This is a genomic window from Streptomyces sp. NPDC057877 (assembly GCF_042796855.1).
GTDB lineage: Bacteria > Actinomycetota > Actinomycetes > Streptomycetales > Streptomycetaceae > Streptomyces.
This window is the reverse complement of sequence record NZ_JBHVMS010000011.1, coordinates 16,779-31,946: the sequence shown is the minus strand read 5'-3', so window position 1 is coordinate 31,946 and position 15,168 is coordinate 16,779. Positions and strand designations below refer to the sequence as shown.

Here is a 15,168-nt window from a genome sequence, read left to right as displayed (position 1 = left end):
GTCACCTCACCTCATGCCCACGGCGTCGGTTTCCTGCCCACGGTGGCCGGGCAGCACGCCCAGCTTCCTCGCGGTGTTCTCGACGTAGCGGATCGCCAGCACGAGCAAGCCGATGTCGTCCAGGTACACGGGGTCCGGGACCAGGTCGACCGGGCTGAAGGTGTAGAGCAGGGAGAGGTAGAAGACGATTTTGTTCGAGAAGGGCATCTCCTCGCTGCGCAGCAGCTTGGAGACCTTCCACAGCTTGACCACGAGCGCGATCACGACTCCCAGCATGGCCAGGACCGCGACCGCGATGACGATCAGCAGGACGGTGGGCAGCTCACTCAACGGTTCCTCCTGCGAGTCTCACCGCACCGTGCGAACGTGCGGAGGAGATATGCGCCTGTGACGGCCATGAGACACGCGCTGCCGCTTCCGCGGGAATCAACCGCCGCTTCCGGTTCGCTTCCGGACCGCTTCCGGCCGGAGCACCGGCGACCGGTCGTAGGTGTGCAGGGCGCCGAAGTCCCCGGCGGTGAGCCAGTCCTGCCCCTGGCGGCGGACCCGGCACCCGGCGAGTTCGAGTCTGCTGGCGAGTTTCGACCGGAATTCGGGGGTGTCGGTCACCGTGACGTAGTTGAGTCCGCCGAGATCGGTCACCGGGCGCACCTCACCGAACTGGAGCAACACGGTGCGGGAGGGCTGGAAGGCGAGGGCCATGCCGAGTTCCAGCAGGACGTTGGGGCGGGCCTGGAGGCCCGGTTCGCGCTCCACCCGGGGCTCCCTGGACCCGTGCAGGCCGGGATGGAGATGGACGACGTCGTCGGGGGTCAGCAGGACGACGACCGCGCGGGCCCGCGGTATCGCGCGGGCGACGGCCTCACCGAGGGTGGGGGTGGCCTTCCCCGTCTCTCTGACCACCTCCTCCCACTCCAGGGGGTTGAGCCCGACGGCGCGCAGGAAGTCGAAGACCGCGCGGCGGGCCGGTTCGTCCCGGCCGTAGACGACGAAGACGTTGTGGGCCGCGTCGGGTTCCGCCGGGTCGGGAGGCGTCTGCGGGGGCCTGACGGCGGCCGGTCGCTCCTCGGCCGTGCCGGACGCGGACGTCAGTGCGGCCCGCTCCGTCGCCACCGTGAGGTAGGCGAGTTGGTCGTCGAGGCGTTCCAGGAACGAGCGGGCGAGGGCCGCGTCGTCGGCGAAGGGTCCACCGGGGGTCAGCATGCCCTCCAGGTCGAACGCCCGGGTGAGATTGTCGGCGGCGATCTCGACCGTCCGGTGCATGTCCCGCAGGCCGGTGTGCAGCAGCAGGGCGTCGTACCGGCGCAGCCGCAGCAGCTCCGCCTCCGCCCGGCCGTCCGCCCCGAGGGCGCGCAGTTCCGAGCCGAGCCGGTCCAGGGTGTTCCGCAGTTGCCGTGCCTCGTCGTCGCGTCGCCAGACGCGGAGCTGGTAGCGGAGTTTGGCGGCGTGCGCCAGATAGCGGGCCAGCGGCGGGATGCTCGTATCGCCGTTCGACCAGACCCAGGCGCTGGCCACCGGGTCGGCGTCCGGGCGGATCGCCAGGACGAACCGGCGGCGCGCCCGCTCGTCGGGCGCGGCGGGGTGTTCCCACAGCGCCGCCGCGCCGTCCGGCAGGACGACTCCGGGGTGGGACGCGGGCGGGTCCTCCGTGCTCTCGGGGAGCAACTCGTGCAGTGCCCGGTGGAGTTCGGGGGCCGCCGCCGCGATGTCGGCCGCCGCGTCCACGCGTGCCAGGAACAGCCGGGTCTCGCCGATCATCAGTGGCAGGTGTTCGGCGACCAGGGTGTGCCACTGGTAGTCCAGGGTCCGCCACCACGGCCACCGCGTGCCGGTCGCGCCGTCGGCGGGCAGCCGGGCCTCGGGGGGTGCCAGCGCCACCGACAGGGTGAGCAGGTCGTGGTGGCGGCGCAGGACGGCCTGGCAGTCGGCGCCCGGTCGCTCCAGGGCGGCGATCGCCGCCTCGCCCTCGGGAACGACGTCGTGCAGGTGTTCCGGTGGTACGGGGGGAAGTCCGGTGCCCGGGATGGGCTCCGTCAGGCGCAGCAGCAGCCCGCACCCACGCCAGATCTCCTTGAGCCGTCGGTAGGCGGCGGTCGCGTCGGGCCCGTCGGTCGGCGCGTGGAGGTGGGCGACGAACTGCTGGTCGAGGATCATCCTCGCTCCCCCCGGCATGCGTCGCCGGGCAGCGCCTCCACGTGCCGGGCGACCTCGGGCAGCCGTACCCCGCGCAGGTCCTGGGGCCGTAGGACGATCCGCAGTTCGGGGGTGACCGGCCCGTTCCGGCTGGCGCGCAGGAACGACTCCACGATCATGACGATCACCTGTTCGCCACTGAGCGCGACGCGGGCGAGTCCGGCTCCCACGAGCGGTATCGCCACCGGCCGGAGCAGCCCGTGCACCGCCACGGACTCCCACAGCCGGTCCAGTGACATACGCAGGTCCTCGGGGGTGGAGCGGGCGACGAGGTCGAGACCCTGACGGCTGTAGGCGACCGCGAACGCCCGGCCTCCGGGGTCCGGCAGTGTCAGGGGGACCACGGTCCCGACCGGGTAGCGCAGCCGTTTGCCCTTCGGTTTGTCCCGGACGGACTCCCGGCCGACCGGGGTCACCGCGCGCAGCCCACCGCGCAGTTCCCGGTCGAGCAGGGCCCGGTCGCCTCCGTAGCGGCGGTGCAGCAACTGTCCCTGGACGCTGTCCCGGCTGATGATGGCGTCCTGCTCGGTGGCGGTGTCGAAGGTGTCGCCGAAACCGGCGACGAGACTGGCGTCCGTCTCGTCGAAGAGGTCGCCCCGCTTGACCACCACGGCCGTACGCAGGTCGGGGAACTCCCGCCGCAGGAGTTCCGCCCCGTGCCGTTCGCGTAGTCGGGCCCGGAGCTTGTGCAGGGCGGCGAGGGCCTCCAGGTCGTCCGGGCGCGCGGCCACCAGCCGCTCGGCGACCGGCAGTGCCAGTTCGGGTCGGTCGGAGTCGGTGTGCAGGGCGATCAGTTCGGCGCAGACGGCTTCGTAGGTCGTGGTCAGCCGTCGTATCAGGGGCTGGGCGAAGGCCGCGTCGCTCACCTCGGGCAGGGGTCTGCCCCGCCACAGTCCGAGTGCCTCGGTGAGCAGCGCGGTCGCGGTCGCCGGGGCGGCGTGCGCGGCCTGGTGGAACAGGCCGGTGAACTTCACGGCGTCGATCCGGTCGGGGTCCAGGACCAGGCGGTAGGCCGAGTCCCGGCCCTGTCCGGTGAGCACCTGTTCGGTGAGCAGCGTCTGCTCGGTGTGCGGCATCTGCTCGGTGTGCGGCACCTGCTCGGTGTGCGGCCCCTGTTCGGTGTGCGGCCCCGAGGTGCCGTTCCGTCCTCCTGCCGGGTCCAGGGCACGCCGCAGCTCCAGTACGCGCTTCTGGACCTCGGTGCGGTGGGGGCGGGTGATCCTGCCGCGGACCGGCTCGCCCCAGAGGTCCGTGTAGAGGTCACCGCAGGGGACGGCCTCGCCCTCGGCCGTGACGAGCCGCAGGAGCAGCCTGGTGGTGAGGGGGGTGAGCCGGATGTCCTCGCCGTCGCGGCGCAGAGCGGAAGGACCCAGGACGCTCAGGTAGATACCCGCCACTCACGACTCCATCGCCGACCCCGTCCCCCTAGGGGGTGACATCGAGCGTACCAAGAGCGTTCCCGCGTGCACCGTACGTAAATGCGTTCCCCTCCCGGCGTGCGGAATCAGCCGGATATGCTCGCGTTCATGCCGCCGCCCCACGCCTTCTCGCCCCGGTCGCCCGCTGGGGACGCCAGGGCCGCACTCGCCAAGCGGATCCTCACCCTTCTCGAACGCTCGCTGACGGTCTGGGAGTTGCCTGCAGAGACGTGGAAGGGGCTCGACGACGGGCCCCTCGACGCGCTGCTGGCCACGGGAGCCGACAGCGACGCCCCCGCACTGCGCAGGGCGCTGGTCGAGCTGGACCTCGTGACGCCCGGCCGCATCACGCCGGTGACCACCACCGCGCCGGTGCCCGCGCCTGACCGGCACCGGGAGCGGGTGAACCACCTGGTGCACGCGCTGCGGGAGATCCTTGACGGCTCCACCGCCGACCGCGCCCCGCACCCCGCCGACGGGCCACGCGACACCGACCCCACCGGCCGCCGGTGAGCGTCCCGCGCCCGGTGGCGGCCGTGGAGTGCGGCGACAGGCCCTAGCCCCGGAACTCCGGCTTGCGCTCCGGGGACGCCTCGGCCAGCGCCCTGGTGACCTCCTCGACCCCGCCGCGCAGGCCGTAGACGGGGGTGTCGGGCTGCTGGCGCCAGGAGTCGTCCAGGCCGCCCGCGTCGACGGTGTCGAAGCCGAGTTCGTCGATCAGGGCGCGGGCCTTCGCCTTGGCCGCCTCGTCGTCGCCCGCGACCGGGAGGGCCATGCGGTCGGGGGCACCGGCCGGGCGGGGGCGGTCCAGGATGTCCTGGGCGTAGGTGCCGTTGAAGGCCTTGATCACGGGGTGGCCGATCTGCCGCTCGGTCCAGCGGCTCTCGGTCAGGCCCTCGTCCTCGATGGCGTCGATCCTCCCGTCCCGCTGCCGCGGGTAGTAGTTGCCGGTGTCGAGGACCGCGACGCCGTCCGCGGCCTCCTTCAGCAGGCCGGGCGGGAGGTCGGCGACCGCCTTGACCGGGATGGTGATCACGACGACCTCGGCGCCCCGCGCGGCCTCCTCGACCCGTACCGGGGTCGCGCCCGTCTCGGCCGCCAGGTCGGTGAGGGTGTGCGGGCCGCGTGAGTTGGCCACGGAGACCTGGTGGCCGAGGGTGGTGAGCCGCCGGGTGAGGTTGCCGCCGATGTTGCCCGCGCCGATGATGCCGATCTTCATGGCTGACCCTTCCGGAGTAGATGCACGTGCATGCTTCGTCGGTGCATCAACCGCGGGCCGGTACGGGCTATTCCGGGCTGTACGGCAATCGGGTGAACGGCCCGCGACCCGGCTAGCTGTCGAACCAGACCACCAACCGGCGGCAGACCACGGCAGTCGGCCAACGGGGCGAAGCCCGCGACGTTGCGCACGCCCGGGTGGCACGGCGAAGGGGCGCCCCCCTGACCAGGAGCGCCCCCTCCGTGTCCCTCACTTGTTCAGGTGGGTCCAGAACTCGTCGAAGGACAGCAGCTTGTCGCCGTCGAGGTCACGGCTGGCTATGACGGCCTCGGCGACCGCCTCGGTGACGTTCCAGTCCCCTCCCTGGGCCAGCGCGGCCTTGAACTCGGCCGGGGTGACGAAGCCGTCCCCGTCCGTGTCGATCCGCTCGAACTGCTTGCGCGCTTCCTGGATGTCCGGCACCGATCCGCCCCTTTGTCATGCCGTGTGCACAGTGCACAGTGCTCACTGCCCTTGATTGCGAAGGTCAGATTAGCTGCCCGTCCGTGACCGCAGTGCGGCGACCACCCATGCGAAGTCCTCCGCGTGCAGCGGCTGCGGCCCACGCCCGTTCACCCGCGCGATCAGCTCGCGGTAGCGGTTGGCCTGGGCGTGGAACCCGGCCTCCAGGCGTTCGAGTACGGCGGCCCGGTCGGCGTCCGGGCCGAGGAGTTCGACGAGGAACGGCTCGGCCTCGGGGGCGTCCGGCGCGATGCCCTGCTCGCGGGCCCGCCCGGCCAGCTTTACCAGCCGCTTGAAGAACCACATCGACGCCCCGGCCGGGGTGTCCGCGTCCCTGTCCCCCGCGTTGAACTCCACCATCTGCCGCATCCGGGCCCGGAAGCCCGGGTCCCCCACCAGTTCCGCCAGCTCCACCCAGGCGTCGACCTGTTGCGGGGTCGGGTCGTCGGGCAGGTCGACTGCGGTGTGCCGCAGGCGGTGCTCGATGTCCGGGTCCACCCGGTCCTCCAGCCCGTGGAACACCTCCGCCGCGAACTCCTCCATGATGCGCCGCCGTTCGGCGGCCGACAGCCGTGCCAGCTTGTTCATCAGTGTCATCTCCTCCGCGGTCGAGCCGCGTCGTGCCACGGTCGACAGCACCGCGCGGGTCACCTTGAGCGACCGGATCTGCGCGTCCAGCGCCGCGACATGCGCCGCCGCGACCTCCGCGACCGTCCGCTCCCCGGCCAGCACCTTGCGTACGTCGTCCAGGCCGAGGCCCAGTTCGCGCAGCGTGCGGATCAGTTCCAGGCGGGCGGCGGACCCGGCGTCGTAGAGCCGGTAGCCGCCCGGGGAGCGGGTCGCCGGGGGCAGTACGCCCTCGTCGGACCAGTAGCGGATGGTGCGGACGGTCAGTCCGGTGGCGCGGGCCAGCTCGCCGATGGTGAGAAGTCCGGTGCCGTCGTCGATCATGTCTGCGAGTCTGGGCCTTCCAGTGGGTGGAGACTCAAGCGGTGGAGGGCGGCACGGTGGAGAGCCTGCGGGACATTCTGGACGCGGCGGCGCGGGGCGTCTTCCCACCCGCCGACGGCGGTACGACCGTGGTGCCCCAGCACGCTCCCCGGGACGCGGGCGTCCTCGCCTTCACCGCGCACTCCGTCGTCTTCACGGACGAGGACCCGCAGTGGGTGCACGGCACGCTGCGGGCGCTGGACTGCGACGCGCTCGCCGCGACGATGAACCCGCGGTTCCTCGCGGCCTTCATGGCCCGGACCGGGCGCCGCACCGACACCATCGACGTCATGACGGTCGCCCCCGCACGGCCGGGCACCCCACCGCTCCCCCTGCGGGAGATCACGGACCCCGACCACCCCCGGGTGGCCAGCTCCCGCAAGCGCCGCGACGGCGTACGCGTGTGGGCCGCCGACGGCGGCGTGCTGGTCCTGGGGCGCGGCATAGCCGGGCGGCTGGAGGCCGCGGTGGAGGTGGACGAGGCGGTACGGCACCGGGGGCTGGGGCGGACACTGGCGACGGCGGCACGGCACCTGACCGGGGGCGAACCGGTCTGGGCCCAGGTGTCCGCGGGGAACGCCCGCAGCCTGCGGGCGTTCCAGGCGGCCGGGTACCGTCCGGTGGGGTCCGAGGCGCTGTTCGTCGCGCACTGACCAGGGGGCTCGGTCAGCGGAAGACGCCGGTGTGGCCGAGCGAGTAGCGGCCCGGCTGGGGGTAGACGGCGAGACCGTGCGGGGCGCTGCCCACCGGGATGCGGGCCAGTTGCGTGCCGGTGCGGGTGTCGATGGCGTACACCTCGTCGTCGTAGCGGCCGGAGAGCCACAGGACCTTGCCGTCGGCGGAGACGCCGCCCATGTCGGGGCTGCCGCCGTCGGGCAGGTGCCACTTCCTGGTGACCTTGTTCCGGGTGAAGTCGAAGACGGAGACGGTGCCTTCGCCCCGGTTGGAGACGTACATCTCGCGCGAGTCGCGGCTGACGTAGAGGCCGTGGCAGCCCTTGCCGGTGGGCAGGAGGGTCGGCTCCTCGAAGGTGTCGCCGTCCAGCACCCACATGCCGTCGGCCATCATGTCGGCGATGTAGAACCTCTTGCCGTCCGGGGAGAGCTTCACGTCCTGCGGCATCGCGCCCTCGAAGGGCAGTTTCCGCTGGTCGACGACCTTCATCCGCTCGGTGTCGACCTTCAGCAGCTCGCCGCTGAACTCGCAGGAGACAATGAAGTAGCGGCCGTCGAGGGAGAAGTCGGCGTGGTTGACGCCGTAGCAGCCGACCGGTTCCGTCTTGACGCGCTTCATGGTGTGCGCGTCGCGGAAGACGAGTTCGCGGTCCAGGGAGGCCATGACGACGGCGTGCTTGCCGTGGGGGGTGAAGTAGAGGTTGTACGGGTCGTGGACGTCGACGGGCTTGCCCGCCTTGCCCGTCCTGGGGTCGATGGGGGTGAGGGTGTGGCCGCGGTTGTTGTTCACCCAGAGGGTCTTGAGGTCCCAGGAGGGGACGACGTGCTGGGGCTGGCGGCCGACGCGGATGGTGTCGACGATCTCGTAGGTCTTCGGGTCGATGACGGTGACGGTGTCCGACTCGGAGTTGGGGACGTAGACCCGGGACGGGACGTCCTTCACCGCCCGGGAGAGGTTGTTGGGGCGGTCGGCGGCGTAGACGTCCTCGGGGTCGAGGACCGGGGGCATGCCGGGGAGGCCCTCAAGGGAGGGCTTCTTGGGCGGGGCGGGGACGGCGGCCTCGGTGGCGGCGGGGGTCGAGGTGTCCTCCTCGGGGGTGGTGCCGCAGGCGGCCAGGGCGGCGAGGGCGGTGGCGAGGAGGAGGGTGCGGGGGGTTGTCAGGTGGATCACCCGCACCATTTAAGGGACGGGGTGGAGGGATGGGGGCCATTCGTCCGTTCGGCGGTGGGGTGGACCGTGGGCGCATGGGCGCATGGGCGCATGGGCGCATGGGCGCATGGGCGCATGGGCGCATGGACCTGGGGACCTGGGGACCTGGGGACCTGGGGACCTGGGGACCTTTCAGCGATCCGCCACCCTCATCTCGAACCACGTCGTCTTCCCCCTCGGTAACAGGTCCACGCCCCAGCGGTCCGAGAGCTTGTCGACCAGGTAGAGGCCCCGGCCCGTGGTGTCCAGCTCCTGCACCGGCAGCAGACACGGCAGACCGCGGGACGGGTCGCGGACCTCGATGCGGATCATGCCCCGGCGGCGCCGCATACGGAGGCCGAAGACGCGGGCGCCGGTGTGGCGTACGGCGTTGCCGACGAGTTCGGAGACGAGCAGGACGGCGTCCTCGGTCATCTTGGGGGTGAGTCCCCACTGACGGAGGACCACGACCTGGGCCAGCCGTCGTGCCGTGGCGGCGGATTCGGGGCGGGACGGCAGGGGGACCTCGGCGTCGGCGGGGTTGCCGTACAACTCCAGCGCCCTGAGTGCTCGTTCGTCCTCGGCCGCGGGCGACCAGCGCGCGGCGGCCGCACGGCTGTGTCCCCGTGGCTGTTCGATGCCCTCCAGCCCCGCCATGCCCCCATCATGGCCGCCGCGCGAGGTCTCCGTGGCCGTTCCGGGCGAATACGTCCCCCGGAAGCTGACATTCCGGGGGATCCTCTCGGCATATGCCAACGGCAGTTCGGAGGGCGAAACAACCCGATTGACCTGCGGAGAACGGTCAGTTGGCGGCAATGGACAGGCTCCCTCGACGCAGCGAGCTTAAGGCTGCCTTAAGGCTTCCATAAACCGCCCCTTCGAGGGACCCCGGATCAGACACCGCGTCAATTGCAAGGGGTATCAGCGTGGAAAACGGGCGGGGTTCAGAGGAACTTCGCCTTGCCGGGACCCTCCTCGACGAAGCTCCGCATGCCGCGCTCGCGGTCCTCCGTGGCGAACAGGCCCGCGAACCAGTTGCGTTCCACCGCGAGGCCGGTGTCGATGTCGGTCTCCAGACCGGTGTCGATGGCCTCCTTGGCGGCGCGCAGCGCGATCGCCGGGCCCTGGGCCAGCCGGGCCGCCCAGGCGTGCGCCGTCGGGTAGACCTCCGCCGCCGGGACCACCTGGTCGACCAGGCCCAGCGTCAGCGCCTCGTCGGACCTGACCATACGGCCCGTGAAGATCAGGTCCTTGGCCCTGGAGGGGCCGATCAGCCGGGCCAGGCGCTGGGTGCCGCCCGCGCCGGGGATGAGGCCGAGCAGGATCTCCGGCTGGCCCAGCTTGGCGTTGTCCGCGGCGATGCGGTAGTCCGCGCAGAGCGCCAGTTCGCAGCCGCCGCCCAGGGCGTAGCCCGTGACGGCCGCGACCACCGGCTTGGGGATCCGGGCCACGGCGGTGAAGGAGTCCTGGAGGCCACGGGCGCGCAGGACCATCGCCGTGTGGTCCATGGCCTGCATCTCCTTGATGTCCGCACCGGCCGCGAACACCTTCTCGCCGCCGTAGAGCACCACGGCGCGCACGTCGTCGCGGCGCGTGGCCTCCTCGGCGAGTTCCTTCAGCCGGTCCTGGGTGGCGACGTCCAGCGCGTTCATGGGCGGGCGGTCGAGGCGGATCGTGCCGACGCCTTCGGCGACTTCGAGATGTACGGTCATGCCAGCAGGTTAACGGCCACTAACGACATCGGCCCCGGTGCCGTACCTCACAGCGAGGGACGGGCGCCGGGGCCGTACGGTGCCGGAGGGCTACGCCGTCCACTTCTCCCACGACATGTTCCAGCCGTTGAGCCCGTTGTCGGGGGCCACCACGGCGTCGTTGGAGTTCTTGACCTCGACCACGTCGCCGACCAGCGAGTTGTCGAAGAACCAGGCGGCCGGGGCCTTCTTGTCCCAGCCGCCGCGGACGTCGCGCAGGCCGATGCAGCCGTGGCTGGCGTTGTAGTTGCCGAAGGCGCCGCCACCCCAGTAGTTGCCGTGGATGAAGGTGCCGGAGGTGGTCAGGCGCATGGCGTGCGGCACGTCCTTGATGTCGTACTCGCCGCCGTAGCCGACCGTCTCGCCGTTCATCCGGGTCACGGGGAGCCGCTCGGTGATGACCATCTTGCCGTTCCAGGTCTCCATCCCGGCCTTGCCGGTGGTGACCGGGATGGTCTTGATGGTCTTGCCGTCGCGCATCACCTTCATCGTCAGCTTCTTGACGTCGACGACGGAGACCTGGCTGCGGCCGATGGTGAAGGAGATGGTCTTGGACTGCTGGCCGTAGACGCCGTCGCGGCCCTCGACGCCGTCGAGGTTGAGGTTGACGGTGACCTTGGTCCCGGCCTTCCAGTAGTTCTCGGGACGGAAGTCGAGGCGGTCGTTGCCGAACCAGTGGCCCTCGACGTCGACGGCGGGCTCGGTCTTGATCTCGACGGCCTTCTCGACGTCCTCGGGGTTGGTGATGCCCCGGGTGAAGTTCAGGGAGAAGGTGGCGCCGACGCCGACCTTCGAGCCGTCCTCGGGAGTGAAGTGGCCGATGAAGGTGTTCTGCGGGGTCAGGGTGGTGAAGGAGGAGTCCTCGGCGGCCTCACGGCCCGCGGAGTCCTTGGCGACCGCGTGCACCCGGTACTCGGTCGACGCGGCCAGGTGGGTGGACGGCGACCAGGTGGCGCCGTCCTTGGATATCTCCCCGGCTATCTCCTTGCCCTTGGCGTCCTCGACGACGACCTCGGTCAGCTTGCCCTTGGCCGCGGTGACCTTGAGGTCGCCGCTGGTGTCGACGGACTTGGCGCCGTTCTCGGGGGCTATGGAGACGACGGCCTCGGACTGTGCGCTCCGCGCGTTGGCCGAGTCCCCGTTCCTGCCCTTGCCGCCACCGTCACCCGACCCGCCCGTGTCGGACCCTCCGCCGCCGCAGGCGGTGACGGCCAGCAGCAGCGTGCCGAGCAGCAGCGCCAGCGGCCCCTTGCGGTTCCCCCGGCCACGCTCCCCGCGCGCGTCAACCGACGCCCCCGATATCGGTCGCACGTTCACGTTGTTCTCCCCTCCGCGGGCCCTCGGTCCGGGCCCTCGCGGGCCGTGTCGGGCCCGTTCCTCCCCAGCGCCGTCTGAGGCGGCGCGTCTCGCGCGTGTCGCGCGTTTGCGCATATTAACCACATGGTCGGAGGGGTCGACGTCGCGTGTTTGTCACTGTTCCGTACCGAGTTCAAGTATCGGAACCCGTCGTCTGCCGCGGTCACCGCACCGCGCTGCCCGCCACCCACTCCCTCCAGCCCATGTTCCAGCCACCGAGCCCGTTGTCGGGCGACACCTCGGTGTCCTCGCTGCCGACGACCTCGACGACGTCGCCGATCAGACTGCGGTCGAAGAACCAGCCGGCCGGAGTGTCCGAGCCGCCGCCCTTGTCGTCCCGCAGGCCGATGCAGCCGTGGCTGACGTTGGACTCGCCGAACACGTCCTCGGGCGCCCAGTAGTTGCCGTGCAGGAAGGTGCCGGAGTCGGTGAGGCGCATGGCGTGCGGGACGTCGGGGATGTCGTACTCGCCCTTGCCGTCCTTCTTCTTGAAGCCGACCGTGGCCCCGTTCATCCGGGTCATCTCCAGCATCTCGGTGACCACCATCTTGCCGTTGTAGGTGGTGGTCTTCGGGGCGCCCGCCGTGATGGGCACGGTGCCGAGCAGTTCGCCCTCGCGGCGGACCTCCATGGTGTGCTTGGCCGCGTCGACGACCGACACCTGGTCGCGGCCGACGGTGAAGGCGAACGTCCGCTGCTGGAGGCCGTAGACGCCGGGGGCGCCCTCGACGTCCCGGAGGCGGAGGTCGACCGTCACGCGCGTGCCGGGTTTCCAGTAGTCCCTGGGGCGGAAGTCGAGGCGGTCCTCGCCGAACCAGTGGGGGCGGATCTCGACGGCGGGTTTCGCGCTCACGCGGACGGCGCGTACCACGGCCGCGCGGTTCTCGATCCTCTGGTTGAACCTCAGGGAGACGATCATTCCGGTGCCGACGGTGGCGCGGTTCTCCGGGGTGACGTAGCCGATGAAGCGTTCGTCCGGCACCTGGGTGGTGAAGGTGGTGTGGCGGGCCGAGCGGCGGCCGTGACCGTCGAGGGCGACCACGTCGACGGTGTACTCGGCGGCCAGCGACAGCCGTTCCGCGGCGGGCTCCCAGCGCAGCCCGTCGTCGGAGATCCGGCCCGGCACCGGGGTCCGCCGGGCGTCCTGGGCGCGGACCACCCGCACCGACTCCAGGCGCCCGCTGGGGACCCGGACCAGCAGCTTCTCGTCGGGGCCGACGTCCTTGGCACCGTCGCCGGGGGTGACGCGGATGACGTCCTCGGCGGCGGGGGGCGCACCGAGCGCGCCGCCGCCGGGCGGTCCGCCGTCGGCGGTGCATGCGGTCCCGGCCAGCAGTCCTGCCCATGTCACTACGGCGGCCAGTGCGGCCCTCGCGCGCCGCGCGCGCCCATGTTCGTGCCTCACAAACGATCCCAACGACGGGCCCCGCCCTGGGGAAACGTGAGTGCGAGCCACGCTCTGGGCAGAACAGTGGGAGGACGACGCGACGGGGAGCCGCGGAAGGGACGCCGAGCCCCCTGACGGTGCCCCACGGACGGGACGCCGACGGCCCCTTACGGTGTCGTGCCACGAGCCGCGGGAGGCCGACAGGTGTCGAGCGCAGCCGAGCAGGAGACGGCGACCGGACAGCGCGCCCCGGAGGGCGGGCATCCGGCCGCCGTGGTGAACGGCGCACCGCGCACCGCGCCGTCCGCCGCCGGGCCCGTGTGGCCCGGTGCGCCGACGCCCCTGGGCTCCCGCTTCCGGGTGGGCCCGGACGGGGTGGCGGGCACCAACTTCGCGCTGTGGGCGGGCGGGGCGGAGGCGGTCGAGCTGTGCCTGTTCGACGCCGACGGCACCGAGCGGCGGCTGCCGCTGACCGAGCTGACGCACGAGATCTGGCACGGCTTCGTGCCGGGCGTGCTGCCTGGGCAGCGCTACGGCTACCGGGTGCACGGCCGCTGGGACCCGTGGACCGGCGGTCGCTGGAACCCGGCGAAGCTGCTGCTCGACCCGTACGCGCGCGCGGTGGACGGCGACTACGGCTCCCTCGGGCTGCCCCCGGAGGTGTACGGGCACGTCCGGGACTGGCCGCAGCAGCACGTCGCCGACACCGTGCGCGACGACCGCGACTCGGCGCCGTACGTCCCCAAGGGCGTCGTCGTCCACGATGACGACGACTGGGCCGACGACCGCCGCCCGAAGACGCCGTGGGCCGACTCGGTGATCTACGAGGCGCACGTGCGCGGCTTCACCAAGCTCCACCCCGGCATCCCCGAGGAGCTGCGCGGCACCTACGCGGGGCTCGCGCACCCGGCGGCCATAGAGCACCTGACGCGGCTGGGCGTCACGGCCGTCGAGCTGCTGCCGGTGCACCAGTTCGCCCACGAGGACCACCTGCTGCGCCGCGGCCTGCGCAACTACTGGGGCTACAACTCCATCGGCTACTTCGCCCCGCACGCCGCCTACGCCGCCACCGGTACGGCGGGCCAGCAGGTCGGCGAGTTCAAGCGGATGGTGCGCGCGCTGCACGCGGCCGGGATCGAGGTCATCCTCGACGTGGTCTACAACCACACGGCGGAGGCGGGCGAGCTGGGCCCGACGCTGTCCCTGAAGGGCATCGACAACCGCGGCTACTACCGCCTCCAGCCGGACGCCCGCCGCTACGCCGACTACACCGGCTGCGGCAACACCCTGCACGTCGTCCAGCCGCACGTCCTGCGCCTCATCACGGACTCCCTGCGGTACTGGGTGACGGAGATGGGCGTGGACGGCTTCCGCTTCGACCTCGCGGCGGCGCTGGCGCGCTCCATGCACGACGTCGACATGCTCTCCCCGTTCCTCGCGGTCATCGCCCAGGACCCGGTGCTGCGCCGGGTGAAGCTGATCGCCGAGCCCTGGGACGTGGGCTCGGGCGGCTACCAGGTGGGCGCGTTCCCGCCGCTGTGGACGGAGTGGAACGACCGCTACCGCGACGCCGTGCGCGACTTCTGGCGGCACGCGCTGCCCGACGTACGGGAGATGGGCTACCGGCTGTCCGGCTCCAGCGACCTGTACGCCTGGGGCGGGCGGCGGCCGTACGCGTCCGTCAACTTCGTCACCGCGCACGACGGCTTCACCCTGCGCGACCTGGTGTCGTACGAGCGCAAGCACAACGAGGCCAACGGCGAGGGGAACCGGGACGGCTCCGCCGACAACCGCGCCTGGAACTGCGGCGTGGAGGGCGAGAGCGACGACGAGCGGATACGGGCGCTACGGCGTCGGCAACTGCGGAACCTGCTGACCACCCTGCTGCTGTCGACCGGGGTGCCGATGCTGGTCGCCGGTGACGAGATGGGCCGCACCCAGCGGGGCAACAACAACGCCTACTGCCAGGACAACGACATCAGCTGGCTGGACTGGACGCTGCTGGACGACCCCGGCTGGCGGGCGCTGACCGACCTCACCGCCCGGCTGATCGCCCTGCGCCACCGCCACCCCGTGCTGCGGCGCAGGGCGTTCTTCTCCGGGCGGGCGCACTCGGCGGACGGGCTGCGGGACCTGGCCTGGTTCACGGCGCGGGGCACGGAGATGACGGAGGGCGACTGGTACGCGCCCGCGGCCACGCTCGGGATGTACCTGTCCGGGCGGGACATCCCGGGGCGGGACGAGCGCGGGGCGCCGGTCTGCGACGACAGCTTCCTCGCCGTGCTGCACGCCGGGGAGCAGCCGGTGCGGTTCCTCCTGCCGGGGCCGCCGTGGGCGGAGCGGTACGAGGTGGTCGTGGACACCTCGCGGGAGGAGCAGGGGGCGGCGCCGGGCGTGGAGTTCGCGGCGGGGGCGGAGGTGTCCGTACCGGCGCGGGCCGTGCTGCTGCTGAGGGTGGCCGGGTGACCTGGGGGCGCCCGGAAACTCGGT

The 15,168-nt window shown here is 71.9% G+C and carries 14 protein-coding genes; 3 read left to right on the top strand and 11 right to left on the bottom strand.

Annotation, left to right across the window (positions count from 1 at the left end; translation table 11 throughout):
• Positions 1 to 6 precede the first annotated feature (6 nt).
• From ACFVQG_RS30425 to ACFVQG_RS30415, 3 genes are all read right to left on the bottom strand, one after another.
• Positions 7 to 330 carry a YkvA family protein gene (locus ACFVQG_RS30425; RefSeq protein ID WP_383389487.1) on the bottom strand — a complete coding sequence of 108 codons (324 nt, stop codon included), beginning with the start codon at positions 328 to 330 and terminating at the stop codon, positions 7 to 9.
• A 96-nt stretch (positions 331 to 426) separates the two neighbouring features.
• Positions 427 to 2,154 (bottom strand): CATRA conflict system CASPASE/TPR repeat-associated protein, encoded by a 1,728-nt coding sequence (locus ACFVQG_RS30420; protein ID WP_383389485.1) that lies wholly within the window; start codon positions 2,152 to 2,154, stop codon positions 427 to 429.
• Positions 2,151 to 3,590 (bottom strand): macro domain-containing protein, encoded by a 1,440-nt coding sequence (locus ACFVQG_RS30415; RefSeq protein ID WP_383389483.1) that lies wholly within the window; start codon positions 3,588 to 3,590, stop codon positions 2,151 to 2,153. The genes ACFVQG_RS30420 and ACFVQG_RS30415 overlap by 4 nt, the downstream gene beginning before the upstream one ends.
• Positions 3,591 to 3,719: 129 nt before the next feature.
• On the opposite strand from ACFVQG_RS30415, the gene ACFVQG_RS30410 reads away from it, so the two are divergent.
• Entirely contained in the window at positions 3,720 to 4,124 is a 405-nt protein-coding gene (locus tag ACFVQG_RS30410; protein WP_383389481.1) for a CATRA system-associated protein, read from the top strand.
• 43 nt (positions 4,125 to 4,167) lie between these two features.
• Here ACFVQG_RS30410 and ACFVQG_RS30405 read toward each other — a convergent pair whose 3' ends face one another.
• From ACFVQG_RS30405 to ACFVQG_RS30395, 3 genes are all read right to left on the bottom strand, one after another.
• Positions 4,168 to 5,034: an NADPH-dependent F420 reductase gene (locus ACFVQG_RS30405; protein WP_383389479.1), complete on the bottom strand. Its 867-nt coding sequence runs from the start codon at positions 5,032 to 5,034 to the stop codon at positions 4,168 to 4,170.
• A 45-nt stretch (positions 5,035 to 5,079) separates the two neighbouring features.
• Positions 5,080 to 5,292 carry an EF-hand domain-containing protein gene (locus ACFVQG_RS30400; protein ID WP_383389477.1) on the bottom strand — a complete coding sequence of 71 codons (213 nt, stop codon included), beginning with the start codon at positions 5,290 to 5,292 and terminating at the stop codon, positions 5,080 to 5,082.
• Between the two features lie 69 nt (positions 5,293 to 5,361).
• Positions 5,362 to 6,282, bottom strand: coding sequence for a MerR family transcriptional regulator (locus ACFVQG_RS30395; protein ID WP_383389476.1), 921 nt, complete (start codon positions 6,280 to 6,282; stop codon positions 5,362 to 5,364).
• 56 nt (positions 6,283 to 6,338) lie between these two features.
• On the opposite strand from ACFVQG_RS30395, the gene ACFVQG_RS30390 reads away from it, so the two are divergent.
• Positions 6,339 to 6,974 (top strand): GNAT family N-acetyltransferase, encoded by a 636-nt coding sequence (locus ACFVQG_RS30390; RefSeq protein WP_383389943.1) that lies wholly within the window; start codon positions 6,339 to 6,341, stop codon positions 6,972 to 6,974.
• Between the two features lie 13 nt (positions 6,975 to 6,987).
• On the opposite strand, the gene ACFVQG_RS30385 is transcribed toward ACFVQG_RS30390, so the two are convergent.
• From ACFVQG_RS30385 to ACFVQG_RS30365, 5 genes are all read right to left on the bottom strand, one after another.
• On the bottom strand, positions 6,988 to 8,166 hold the full coding sequence (locus tag ACFVQG_RS30385; protein WP_383389474.1) for a hypothetical protein: 1,179 nt from the start codon (positions 8,164 to 8,166) through the stop codon (positions 6,988 to 6,990).
• A gap of 171 nt (positions 8,167 to 8,337) precedes the next feature.
• The gene (locus tag ACFVQG_RS30380) at positions 8,338 to 8,841 is read right to left on the bottom strand and encodes an ATP-binding protein (RefSeq protein WP_383389472.1); all 504 of its coding nucleotides are present in this window, start codon (positions 8,839 to 8,841) and stop codon (positions 8,338 to 8,340) included.
• A gap of 287 nt (positions 8,842 to 9,128) precedes the next feature.
• Positions 9,129 to 9,896: an enoyl-CoA hydratase/isomerase family protein gene (locus tag ACFVQG_RS30375; protein WP_383389470.1), complete on the bottom strand. Its 768-nt coding sequence runs from the start codon at positions 9,894 to 9,896 to the stop codon at positions 9,129 to 9,131.
• Between the two features lie 90 nt (positions 9,897 to 9,986).
• Positions 9,987 to 11,252 (bottom strand): Ig-like domain-containing protein, encoded by a 1,266-nt coding sequence (locus tag ACFVQG_RS30370; RefSeq protein ID WP_383389469.1) that lies wholly within the window; start codon positions 11,250 to 11,252, stop codon positions 9,987 to 9,989.
• Positions 11,253 to 11,454: 202 nt separating this feature from the next.
• The gene (locus tag ACFVQG_RS30365; protein ID WP_383389467.1) at positions 11,455 to 12,696 is read right to left on the bottom strand and encodes an Ig-like domain-containing protein; all 1,242 of its coding nucleotides are present in this window, start codon (positions 12,694 to 12,696) and stop codon (positions 11,455 to 11,457) included.
• A 186-nt stretch (positions 12,697 to 12,882) separates the two neighbouring features.
• On the opposite strand from ACFVQG_RS30365, the gene glgX reads away from it, so the two are divergent.
• Complete coding sequence (glgX, locus tag ACFVQG_RS30360; protein WP_383389465.1) at positions 12,883 to 15,144, top strand: glycogen debranching protein GlgX; 2,262 nt, start codon at positions 12,883 to 12,885, stop codon at positions 15,142 to 15,144.
• Positions 15,145 to 15,168 lie beyond the last annotated feature (24 nt).

Coding starts and splice junctions, on each gene's coding strand:
- ACFVQG_RS30420 (WP_383389485.1), bottom strand. CDS start 2,154: ATGATCCTCGACCAGCAGTTCGTCGCCCACCTCCACGCGCCGACCGAC.
- ACFVQG_RS30410 (WP_383389481.1), top strand. CDS start 3,720: ATGCCGCCGCCCCACGCCTTCTCGCCCCGGTCGCCCGCTGGGGACGCC.
- ACFVQG_RS30395 (WP_383389476.1), bottom strand. CDS start 6,282: ATGATCGACGACGGCACCGGACTTCTCACCATCGGCGAGCTGGCCCGC.
- ACFVQG_RS30380 (WP_383389472.1), bottom strand. CDS start 8,841: ATGGCGGGGCTGGAGGGCATCGAACAGCCACGGGGACACAGCCGTGCG.
- ACFVQG_RS30375 (WP_383389470.1), bottom strand. CDS start 9,896: ATGACCGTACATCTCGAAGTCGCCGAAGGCGTCGGCACGATCCGCCTC.